Origin of the sequence: Aeromicrobium sp. Leaf272, assembly GCF_001422865.1 — a bacterium.
Taxonomy (GTDB): Bacteria; Actinomycetota; Actinomycetes; order Propionibacteriales; family Nocardioidaceae; genus Aeromicrobium.
On record NZ_LMMY01000009.1, the window covers coordinates 373,119 to 375,879 of the forward strand.

The window sequence follows — 2,761 nt, forward strand, 5'->3', positions numbered from 1 at the left end:
AGCCGCCGCGGTGGGAGAAGCGGCCGTCCATGACGAACTCCGACGGGATCTCCACACCGTGCGCCGCCGCACCCCGCACGAAGCCGACCCTCCGGTCGTGGGCGGTGCTCGCGTCGGGCGAGCCCGTGATGAGGCCGGCCCGGACCCTGCCGTTGACGGCGAAGTAGTGCGCCACCCGCGAGGAGACCGACGCGTTGTCGGAGTCGACCTGGTCGCAGCGCACCCCCTCGACGATGCGGTTGACGAGCACGAGCGGGGCCCCGGCGTCCAGCGCGGTGCGCAGGGCGGTGGAGGTGCTCGTGGCCGTGGTGAAGATGAGGCCGTCGACCATCTTCTGGCCGATCGCCTGGATGGCGCCCTTCTCCCCCGCTCCCTGGGAGTCCCACAGGATCATCCGCAGGTCCAGGCTGTCGAGGGTGCGCGACAGGGACTCGATGACCTCGGGGTAGAACGGGTTGGTGACGCGGTCCACGACCACACCGATCGTGCCGCTGCGCTTGAGCCGCATGGCCCGCGCTGCGAAGTTCAGCTCGTAGCCGAGCTCCTCGGCGGCCTTGATGACACGGGCCCGGATCTCCTCGGAGACGCCCGCGGCGCCCGACAGCGTTCGCGAGACCGTCGCCTGGGACACGCCCGCGGCCGACGCCACGTCCCTGCTGGTGACCACGTGGACCCCGTGCCTCTCGTCGGCCTGACCGTCTGACTGCGCGCAGGGTACTACCAGCGCATACGTATCCGCAAAAGATTCGCAGCCGCGCACGGACTCCCGACCGTGGTCCGGGCGAGCCGGGCACCACCCCGCCGGGACAGCAGCCTCGGCGGGCTCAGGCCCGCATCCGCGCGGCCGCCTCGCGGACCGCGCGCACGATGTTGTGGTAGCCGGTGCATCGGCACAGGTTGCCGACCAGTGCCGCGCGGATCTCCTCGTCCGTCGGGTCGGCGTTCGTCGCGAGCAGCTCGCGCGTGGCGAACAGCATCCCAGGCAAGCAGAACCCGCACTGGAACCCGTACTCGTCCCAGAAGGACTCCTGCACGACGTCGAGCTGCTCGGCCCCTTCGACGGGGGCGGACCCTCCGGCGAAGCCCTCGATCGTCGTCAGCGCGGCGCCGTCGACGCTGCCTGCGAGCACCATGCACGACTTCACGCTGCGGTCGTCGAGCGCCACCGTGCAGGCGCCGCAGTCGCCCGTCTGGCAGCCGAGGTGGGTGCCGGTGAGACCGAGACCCTCACGTACCAGCTCGAGCAACGTGAGGCGCGGGTCGAGAGCGACCGCACGGTCCTCGCCGTTGACGCTGAGCCGGAGCGGCGCGTCCTGCGACGCAGCCGTCGGATCGTGGCTCATGGTGCGACTCCTGCCTGCTCGAGAGCTCGTCGGGCGGCGACGGGCGCGACGCTGCGCCGGTAGCCGGCGTCGGCCAGGACGTCGTCCCAGGTCTGCTGCAGCAGCGCCGCCACCTCGGCCGCGAGCGCCCCGGCCCCAGGGGCCACGTCCCGCTCGAGGACGACGGGGATGGGACCGGCCGCGCCGATGGCGACCCGCACACGCCGGCCGTCCGCGTCGAGGACGCACGCCCCGGTCGCGATCGGCCACGAGCTCGCCGCGTGCTTGAGCTTCACGTACCCGTGCGCGCGTCCCGCCGTGCTCGGGAGCACGATCTCCAGGAGCAGCTCGTCCGGTCGCAGGGCGGTGCGGTGGGCTTGGAGGAAGAACGCGTCGACGCCGACCTCGCGCACGCCCTCCTCGCTGGCCAGGCGGAAGCGGGCGTCGAGCGCCGCGAGGCAGCCGGGGACGTCCGACCCGGGTGCCGCCTGGCAGGCGGACCCGGCGAGCGTCGCCGCGTTGAGCAGCTGCACGCCCCCCGTGACGCCGGAGGCCATCGCGACGAGGGTGGGCGCGTGCTCGGCGACCCGCGGGTCCGCCAGCACGTCGGCGTAGGTGGCGGTGGCCGCGAGGACGAGGTCGTCCCCGTCGAGGCGGACCGGCTGCAGGCCCAGTCTTCCGAGGTCGACCACGTGGTCCGGGGACGCCTCGCCCGCGACCATCTCGGGGACGAGCAGGGTGCCACCGCCCAGCACGCGGGCACGTGGCCCGGCCTCGGCCAGCACCGCCACCGCGTCGGCCAGCGCCGTCGGCCGCTCGTGGCGGAACCGGTGGCGGATCATGCGTTCCTCCCCTCGGCCGTCTGCAAGGCGGCCAGGACCGTGGGCGGGGTCAGGGGCAGCCGGTCGAGCACGACACCGAGCGGCGCCAGGGCGTCGTCGATCGCGTTGACCACGGCCGACAGTGCGCCGCCGACCCCCGCCTCGCCGGCGCCCTTGGCGCCGAGCAGGGTGAAGGGGCTCGGGGTCACCAGGTGCTCGACCTCGATGTCGGGCAGGTCCCCCGCGCGCGGCATGAGGTAGCGCTTGAGACGGTCCGTGACGAGGCAACCGTCGTCGTCGTGGACGATCGACTCCATCAGCGCGGCGCCGATGCCCATGGCGACGGCCCCGTGCATCTGGCCCTCCACCAGCGTGGGGTTGATGACCGTCCCGCAGTCGTGCACGACGCCGAAGCGGCGCACCGTCGAGATGCCCGTCTCCACGTCGACGTCGACCACGGCGGCGTGCACCGCGTAGGAGTAGGTCGGGTAGGTCTGCGGCCGACCGTGCTCGTCGGGCACGAACGTCAGGTTGTCGGGCTTGTAGACCCGCGTCGACTCCAGCGCCGGCGTGACGCCGTCGGCGACGCCGAACGCCTGCGAGTACACCGTGAGGGCG

The 2,761-nt window shown here is 73.2% G+C and carries 4 protein-coding genes; all 4 read right to left on the minus strand.

Annotated features, from left to right (window positions below):
• Nucleotides 1-667: LacI family DNA-binding transcriptional regulator (locus ASF38_RS17815; RefSeq protein WP_162237287.1), on the minus strand; the 667-nt coding region annotated here is incomplete at its 3' end.
• A gap of 157 nt (nucleotides 668-824) precedes the next feature.
• The gene (locus tag ASF38_RS03385; RefSeq protein ID WP_056556319.1) at nucleotides 825-1,343 is read right to left on the minus strand and encodes a (2Fe-2S)-binding protein; all 519 of its coding nucleotides are present in this window, start codon (nucleotides 1,341-1,343) and stop codon (nucleotides 825-827) included.
• Complete coding sequence (locus ASF38_RS03390) at nucleotides 1,340-2,164, minus strand: xanthine dehydrogenase family protein subunit M (protein ID WP_056573621.1); 825 nt, start codon at nucleotides 2,162-2,164, stop codon at nucleotides 1,340-1,342. The genes ASF38_RS03385 and ASF38_RS03390 overlap by 4 nt, the downstream gene beginning before the upstream one ends.
• A partial coding sequence (locus ASF38_RS17380) for a molybdopterin cofactor-binding domain-containing protein (RefSeq protein WP_162237288.1) occupies nucleotides 2,161-2,761 on the minus strand: 601 nt, incomplete at its 5' end. The genes ASF38_RS17380 and ASF38_RS03390, both read right to left, overlap by 4 nt.